The sequence below is a fragment of the bacterium genome, from assembly GCA_018812485.1.
Lineage (GTDB): Bacteria > JAHJDO01 > JAHJDO01 > JAHJDO01 > JAHJDO01 > JAHJDO01.
On record JAHJDO010000009.1, the window covers coordinates 1 to 6,977 of the forward strand.

The window sequence follows — 6,977 nt, forward strand, 5'->3', positions numbered from 1 at the left end:
CCATTTTGCAATTCCAATAAATGGCATCTTTGCAGTCTCTATAAATGGCGCATGAAATTCCATTGGAACATTAAGCAAACCTCCCCCAAGGTAAGGGATTATAGCATCGCTTAATGTAGCTATTCCAATGGAGCCTGTATAGCCAATGAGAATTGCCGCCCAGAGTTTACCCCTTCCGTACAATTTATACATAGCTGTTGTTACAAGCGCGCTAAAGACAACATGAAGGGGATGTAAAGTGTAAAAAAGTACATCGGAAATCCCCCTGGAAGCATGAGAAAAAACTATTACAACCATGATTATAATGCCTGTAACAGCTCCAAGCATAGTAAATGGAACATGCCTTTTTAATTCCTTAGAAATTTGTTTTAACATCACATCTTCCTTTCTTTTAGTTAAATAAAAATTAGTCTTTTATCCTACAATTAGAACATATACCTTCTATCTGCAAAAAATGATTTAATACTTTAAATCCATTGATCCTTTTCTTTTTAAACAAATTCCCTTCAAAAAATTCTCCAACTTTGCCGCATTTTATACATACTATATGATGGTGGTGTTTGTTGTCCTTTGCCTTGCATAATCCATAATAAAGCCTTCTATCCGGCATCTGAATTTTTGTAAGTATCCCACACTTTGAAAATAACTCCAGATTCCTATAGATGCTTGGTAAGCCTAGATGTTTAAACTTCTTTTTCAAGCCTTTCCAAATAACTTCAGGACTTAGATATCGTTCCCTGCTTAAAAAGAAAGCTATAATAGCTATACGCCGAGGAGTAAGCTTAAAATTCTTTTCCTGCAATTTGTCTAGATATATTTTCACAGCTTTCCAAAAACAAATAGAAACAATTTCTGTTTGGGATATTACAAGAACTGCTATTTTCCTGTCAAGTTTTTTTCTGATTCTGTCAAGCCAAAAAATTTTCACTTGACAGGCAAAAACGGATATGTTAGATTTGCTTAACAAATAAAGACGCCTCTAAAGATTTAAGGTTTTGATATGAAAAAAGATAAAAAATGCAGTCCGGATATGGAGGATTATCTGGAGGCTATACTTGTTCTTAAAGAAAGACATAAGGTTGCGAGAGTTAGAGACATAAGCCGCCTGATGAATGTAAAACCACCCAGTGTAGCCTCAGCTCTACACACTCTTTCCAGAGATAATTTTGTGATTCATGAGGCATATGGCTATGTCGACCTTACTCCAGAAGGAGAAGAATTAGCTAAAAGAATACAAAAGCGCCATGAAATGCTGAGCAAATTCCTGAGAGAAATTCTGTGTATTAATCCAAAAATAGCGGCAGAAGATGCCTGCAGAATGGAGCATGCGATCAGTCAGGAAACATCAAAAAAGTTGACAAAGTTCCTGGAGTTTGTACAAACCTGCCCGGAGCATGACAGGCCTGATTGGCTGAAGAGTTTTGATCATTATTTTAAGACTGGCAAGCGGCTAACGTGTAAGATAAGAGAGCTTAAACAGAAAGATGATACTTAGTAATTTATGAAAGGGGAAAAATATGGTTGATATGGTATTAAGCGAACTAAAACCAGGTCAAGGAGGCAAGATTACGAAGATCTCGGGCAAAGGTTCTGTTCGCAGGCGAATTTTGGATATGGGAGTTGTTAAGGGAGCGGACATAGAGATGGAGCGGGTTGCTCCATTAGGGGATCCGATTGAAGTAAAGATAAAAGGGTATCATCTCTCCCTGCGTAAAGAAGAAGCTTCGGATATACATGTGGAAATAAAAAAATGAAGGGGCAGTATTTACCTTTGAATATGGTCTCACCTGGCAGAAAAGTGAAACTAGTTGCAGTAAGAGGTGGTCAGGGTATAAGAAGAAGGCTTAATGATATGGGGTTAAGTATAGGGGTGGAATTTAGAATTATACACTCCCACTTTTTCGGGCCATGTATTATTGCTGTAGATGATACAAGATTGATTCTTGGCCGTGGAATGTCTCATAAGATATTGGTAGAAGATACATCTTAAATTTTTTTATGTATAAAGTTAGATAGATACAACATAGTTATATATATAAAACAAAGAGGAGGAATAAAGAATGCAAAAGAAGCTAACTATTGCTTTAGCAGGTAATCCCAATTCAGGGAAAACAACCTTGTTTAATAATCTAACGGGAGCGCGCCAGCATGTAGGCAATTATCCAGGAGTAACTGTTGAGAAAAAGGAAGGGACTTTAAAGTATAAGGATTACTCAATAAACATAGTTGATTTGCCGGGAACGTACAGTTTAACAGCTTATTCAATGGACGAGATTGTCACACGTAATTTTGTGATAGAAGAAAAACCGGATGTAGTAATTGATGTTATTGATACTTCCAATCTTGAGAGAAATCTGTATTTAGCCACACAGTTTATGGAGTTGGGCGTTCCTTTAATCCTTGCTTTAAACATGTCTGATGTAGCAAAAAAGCAAGGAACAAAGATAGATAAAAACAGGTTAGCTGAACTTTTAGGCGTTCCTATTGTTTCTACTGTAGCTACTAAAAAAATTGGCATGAAAGAATTACTTGATGAGATAGTGAGTCTTGTTGAAGCCGGAACTGAACCAGAAAAAACAATTGTACATTATGGGAAGGAGATTCGTGAAGAGCTAAAAAAACTTGAGGAAATTCTCAAAAAAGATAAACCTCTTGGAGAAAAATATCCTTTAAGATGGCTGGCAGTAAAGCTCTTAGAAACAGACGAGGAGATTATAAAAAAAATAGAGGAAAGTTCCTTTTCGGAGGAGATTCTAAGCGCGGTAGAAAAGAGTACTGCTCATTTAAAAAGCATCTTTAATGATGAGCCTGATGCAATAATTGCAGACAGGCGTTATGGATTTATTAGCGGTGCATGTTCTGAGGCAGTTTCAAGAAACTATGAAACACGTCATACCTCCTCTGACAGGATAGATAAGGTGCTTGTTAATCGTGTCTTAGGCTTGCCTATTTTCCTTGGGTTAATGTGGTTAGTATTTAGATTTACTTTTAAAGCAAGCGGGCCTTTAATGGGCTGGATTGAGTCAGCGCAGGAATGGTTGGGGAATATATTTGGTGGGCTTTTACCTAGCAGCAGCGCAATTAAATCATTAGTGGTTGATGGAATAATCGGCGGAGTGGGAAGCGTACTTATATTTGTGCCGATTATATTTCTATTATTTCTGGCAATGGCTGTTTTAGAGGACTCAGGATATATGGCAAGAGCAGCTTTTATTATGGACAGGCTTATGCATAAGATTGGTTTGCATGGTCGCTCTTTTATTCCAATGCTCTTGGGTTTTGGCTGTAATCTGCCTGCAATTATGGCAACAAGAACTATAGAGGATAGGAAAGACAGACTGGTAACTATTCTGGTTAATCCTTTTATAAGCTGTGGCGCAAGACTACCTGTATATACATTGTTTATCGGAGCATTCTTTGCTGAAAGGATAGCAGGGAATGTATTATTCTCTCTCTATATTCTTGGGATGATCGTAGCTATTGTAATGGCTAAGATATTTCGCAGATTTCTGTTCAAGGGGCCAGCATCTCCATTTGTTATGGAACTTCCGCCTTATCGTATACCAACTGTAAATGGGCTTTTTATCCATATGTGGGAAAGAGGAGTGGTCTATTTAAAGAAAGCAGGAACAGTTATTTTTGTCGGGTGTGTCCTGATCTGGTTTTTGAGTAATTTCCCATGGCAGCCGCGATATTCAAAAGACTATAATGCTCTAATTGAACAGGCTCAAGAGAATGAAGGATTAGTTTCCAAACTGGAAAACGAAAAGGCATTTGAGAAAATGGAGAAGAGTTATGCGGGAAGGCTTGGCAGGATGATCTCCCCTGTGTTCAAGCCTTTGGGATTCGACGATTGGAAGACGTCTGTAGGATTAATTGGGGGGTTTATTGCAAAGGAAGTTGTTGTTGGAACATTAGGAACGCTTCATTCAGTTGGTGAAGCGGATGAAGAATCCAAAACTCTGCGTCAGGCACTTCAGAATCAGAAGCGTTCCGATGGAAGCAGAATGTATAATCCTTTAGTTGCCTACAGCCTTATGGTTTTTGTGCTTCTATATATGCCGTGCGTGGCTGTGATTGCAGTAATAAAGAGAGAAACAAATTCGTGGAGATGGCCGATATTTACAGCAGTTTATACCACTGCTGTTGCATGGATAGTTGCCTTCCTTATTTATCAGGGCGGAATGCTGCTAGGGTTTGGAGGGTAGCGTGAAACTCACGGGTAAAAGGAAAGGCATTAATCCAAAGATATTAGAAGAGATAGCAGAATATATCAATCAAATAAACTATGGAGAGGTGGTAATAGTAATTCATGATTCAAAAATCGTTCAAATAGAAAGAAAAGAGAAAAAGCGCTTTTAATTTAAGCCAGCTACTGTATAAACAGAGCTAAAAATTTAAATTGGCTCTACTATGCCGACTGAACAAGCAGAGGTCATAGAGCAAGAAGTAAGGAGAAGGAAATGAAATTTGACCTCAGGATTGGATTAGTCGGTGTTTTAATTATTGTTTTTCTCAGCAGTGCTTGTATAGGAGGCGCTGAAACTGCTCAAAAAGGAGTTACAGAAGAACAGGGAGGAACGGCAGCAAAGATAATAGACTTATTACAAAGGAAAGGAATTATTACAGTTTCAGAAGCAGAAGAGTTGAAGAAAGAGCTCATAACGGAGAAGCAGAAGGAAAAAGCCGGCTTTAAGGTTCCGCAGATTGGTTCAGATAAGATGAAGATCGGGGGAATGATTAAATTTAGAAATTCTCATTACCGGGGACATAAAGAGGATAGATCGACAACATCAAGCGGGAAGAAAGACTATGATACTTTTAAGGTTCCGGACGATTCCCTTGATATTGAGGGAGAAATTACAGACGACTGGAACTACGGTATCAGCCTTACGATGAACGAACAGGATAATGGGAGCAATCTAAGGGATATATGGATGCAATGGACAGGTTTACCGTATGCTGCAATAACAGCCGGTCAGTTCAATGTTCCATTCAGGGAAGGGGTGGATACAATAGAAGAAGTAGAAGTAGTTGATTCCATAACACCTGAAAGAGATATTGGTGTGGCAATTAGCGGAGATATCCTGGATGAGAAAATTACTTATGCTTTAGGTGTATTTAATGGGAACGGCATCAATACCTCGGATGATAATGACCAGAAGGACATTATAGGAAGAGTAGTTGTCTCTCCCTTTAAAGGCAGTAATGGGGTATTGGAGGGATTGAGCATGGGTGTATCAGTTCAGGGAGGACGTCAGCCTAATGAAACTTCTGAAGGAATTACTTATGGCGGAGACAGAACAAGAATCGGCGGCTTGCTCAAATATGAAGGGAATATAGCCAATAGAGGATTTAAACTTCAGGGTGAATATATTCAGCAGAAAAGAGATAGGGATGACCAGAAAGCTGATATCAGTTCTAATGGATGGTACGCGCAAGCAACATATGAACTCAGTCCAAAGTGGTGGTCTGTTTACCAGTATGGAGTGTACAATCCAAACGGAAAGTCTTCAAATGATATAAGAAGAACAAGTACAGTGGGCATCAAGTACACTTTCAATGAGTATACGAGTATACAGATGGACTATAGAACGTTAGAATATCCTAATTCTAAGAATGGCCAAGAACTTCTAACTGAACTTACATTGGAATTTTAATGCTATAGCCATTCTAGGTACGTGTGCACATATTGCCACAGTGCAGGAGAACAAAAGCATTCTGCGCTGTGGCATTAAATTGGGTTTTTTCTGTTTCTTGCTATGTGGCTACTTTGTTGTGTAAGTGACATTATATTTCCACTCTTGTTTGTGAAAGACAGAAAAGTCTAACCCCAGTAAAGACACCCTGTTCCTACACATTTCCGCCAGAAAACCAGAAAACTCTTGACAAGATATTTTTAAAGGTATATATTGATAATGAAAATCGTTTTCAATAAGGAGTGACATTTTATGCCGATGTCTCGTGGCTTTGGCCCAATGTGGTGGCATGGGAGATTTAGAGGGTGTGGTTATAGGGTAACTGTACCAAGAGAAGCTATACTTGATATGCTTTCTAAATCTGATAAGCATTTAAGCGCAGAAGATATATATATGAAAGTTCATACTCGTTATCCTGCTATAGGATTGACAACAATTTACAGAACTTTGGATATTTTAGCTAATATGGGTTTAATATTTAAATTTGATTTTGGAGATGGCAGGGCAAGATATGAACTAGTAGAAGGGCCTAAAGGGAAAATGCACCATCATCATTTGATATGTACAAGTTGCAATAGAATTATTGATTATACAGACTTCATAGATGATGAAGTAGAACTTCTTAAGCGAACCGAAAAAGGGCTTTTGAAAAAATATAATTTTAAAATAACAAATCATCTTATTCAGTTTTATGGGTTATGTGAAAAATGTCAAAAGAAGGGAGGTGATTAAAATGCCAGGTGGAGACGGAACAGGTCCAGGAGGAATGGGTCCAATGACAGGCAGAGCAGCAGGTTACTGCGCTGGTTACTCAGTGCCAGGTTATATGAATCCAATCGCAGGAAGAGGCCGCTTCGGTTATGGCCTTGGCTTGGGTGGAGGTCGTGGTTTCGGTAGAGGTCGCGGCTTGGGACGAGGTTTTGGCTGGCGGGGAGCCGCCTATGGTGCTCCTTACGTTGCTCCCAATTATCCAGCTGCTTATGGTGGAGGCTATCCATATGCTCAGGAGATTACTCCTCAACAGGAAACAGATATGTTGAAAGAGCAGTCTAAAGCCATAGGAGAAGAACTGGAGGCCATTAATAAGCGGATCAGCGAGTTGGAATCAGCAGCTAAAGAGAAGAAGTAACAACATAAAAGAAGTAAGTGGGGGTAGATAATGTCTATCCCTGCTTTCTTCAAATTAGAGGTAAACAAAAAAAGGTATGTTATGCCTACTTAGGGAACTAGACAGATTTGGCGAAAAATGGGGCATAAGCGTAAGTCTATAAGTAAGAG

The 6,977-nt window shown here is 38.9% G+C and carries 10 protein-coding genes; 8 read left to right on the top strand and 2 right to left on the bottom strand.

What is annotated here, in order from left to right:
- Positions 1-375 (bottom strand): hypothetical protein (locus KKC91_00565; GenBank protein ID MBU0477051.1); only part of this gene is annotated, 375 nt, incomplete at its 3' end.
- Between the two features lie 31 nt (positions 376-406).
- Entirely contained in the window at positions 407-967 is a 561-nt protein-coding gene (locus tag KKC91_00570) for a transcriptional repressor (GenBank protein ID MBU0477052.1), read from the bottom strand.
- Positions 968-1,000: 33 nt separating this feature from the next.
- On the opposite strand from KKC91_00570, the gene KKC91_00575 reads away from it, so the two are divergent.
- The 8 genes from KKC91_00575 (at position 1,001) to KKC91_00610 (ending at position 6,828) form a co-directional block, all read left to right on the top strand.
- A complete protein-coding gene (locus KKC91_00575) occupies positions 1,001-1,495 on the top strand; it encodes a metal-dependent transcriptional regulator (protein ID MBU0477053.1) in 495 nt (164 codons plus the stop codon).
- 31 nt (positions 1,496-1,526) lie between these two features.
- A complete protein-coding gene (locus tag KKC91_00580) occupies positions 1,527-1,754 on the top strand; it encodes a ferrous iron transport protein A (GenBank protein ID MBU0477054.1) in 228 nt (75 codons plus the stop codon).
- Positions 1,751-1,990 (top strand): ferrous iron transport protein A, encoded by a 240-nt coding sequence (locus tag KKC91_00585; protein ID MBU0477055.1) that lies wholly within the window; start codon positions 1,751-1,753, stop codon positions 1,988-1,990. Before KKC91_00580 ends, KKC91_00585 begins: the two co-directional genes overlap by 4 nt.
- A gap of 70 nt (positions 1,991-2,060) precedes the next feature.
- Positions 2,061-4,208: a ferrous iron transport protein B gene (gene feoB, locus KKC91_00590; GenBank protein ID MBU0477056.1), complete on the top strand. Its 2,148-nt coding sequence runs from the start codon at positions 2,061-2,063 to the stop codon at positions 4,206-4,208.
- A gap of 28 nt (positions 4,209-4,236) precedes the next feature.
- A complete protein-coding gene (locus KKC91_00595) occupies positions 4,237-4,362 on the top strand; it encodes a YezD family protein (GenBank protein MBU0477057.1) in 126 nt (41 codons plus the stop codon).
- Positions 4,363-4,463: 101 nt separating this feature from the next.
- Complete coding sequence (locus tag KKC91_00600; protein ID MBU0477058.1) at positions 4,464-5,660, top strand: OprO/OprP family phosphate-selective porin; 1,197 nt, start codon at positions 4,464-4,466, stop codon at positions 5,658-5,660.
- A 291-nt stretch (positions 5,661-5,951) separates the two neighbouring features.
- On the top strand, positions 5,952-6,431 hold the full coding sequence (locus KKC91_00605) for a transcriptional repressor (protein ID MBU0477059.1): 480 nt from the start codon (positions 5,952-5,954) through the stop codon (positions 6,429-6,431).
- 1 nt (position 6,432) lies between these two features.
- Positions 6,433-6,828, top strand: coding sequence for a DUF5320 domain-containing protein (locus KKC91_00610; GenBank protein ID MBU0477060.1), 396 nt, complete (start codon positions 6,433-6,435; stop codon positions 6,826-6,828).
- The last annotated feature ends 149 nt before the right edge of the window (positions 6,829-6,977 follow it).